Source organism: Brevundimonas sp. GN22, assembly GCF_054824005.1.
The window spans coordinates 1-659 of record NZ_JSYD01000177.1 but is presented as its reverse complement, the minus strand read 5'-3'; the positions used below and the strand labels follow the sequence as shown (position 1 = coordinate 659).

General features: G+C 66.2%; 1 protein-coding gene. It reads right to left on the bottom strand.

Features of this window, described 5'->3' with window-relative positions:
• A partial coding sequence (locus tag OB03_RS14655; RefSeq protein ID WP_461344659.1) for an IS3 family transposase occupies window positions 1-659 on the bottom strand: 659 nt, incomplete at both ends.

Below are 659 nucleotides of genomic sequence, written 5' to 3'. Positions count from 1 at the left end.
CGGCCTGCGCAGCCCTCAACCAGCGCAGCAGGCCGCCCGACGTTTCCAGTAAGGGCTTGCGCGTAGGCCTGCGGCGTCAGCCAGCCGAGCTTCGAGTGCGGTCGCCGCTCGTTGTAGTCATGCCGCCAGGCCTCCAGCACCGCGCGGGCATGCGGCAGGGAGCGGAATAACGTCTCGTTCAGTAGCTCGTCACGCAGGCGCCCGTTGAAGCTCTCATTGAAGCCGTTCTGCTGGGGCTTGCCTGGTGCGATGTAGTGACAGCCGACGCCAGTGTCGTCGGCCCAGGCCAGGACCGCATTCGAGGTGTATTCCGTGCCGTTGTCGCTGACGATGGTATCAGGCCGGCCCCGCTGCCGGATGATGGCGTCCAACTCTCGCACCACCCGCGCGCCCGACAGCGAGGTATCGGCTACCAATGCCAGGCATTCGCGGGTGCAGTTGTCGATCACCGTCAGGATGCGGAAGCGCCGCCCGTCCGTCATCTGGTCAGAGACGAAGTCCAGCGACCAACGCTGGTTGGCCAGCAGCGGCAAGTCCAACGGTCGTCGCGTCCCCATTGCTCGCTTTCGACCGCCGCGCCGGCGCACTGTCAGCCGTTCCTCGCGATAGATCCGCTGAACCCGCTTCTTGTTGACCGCATGACCCTCGCGCCGCAGCAG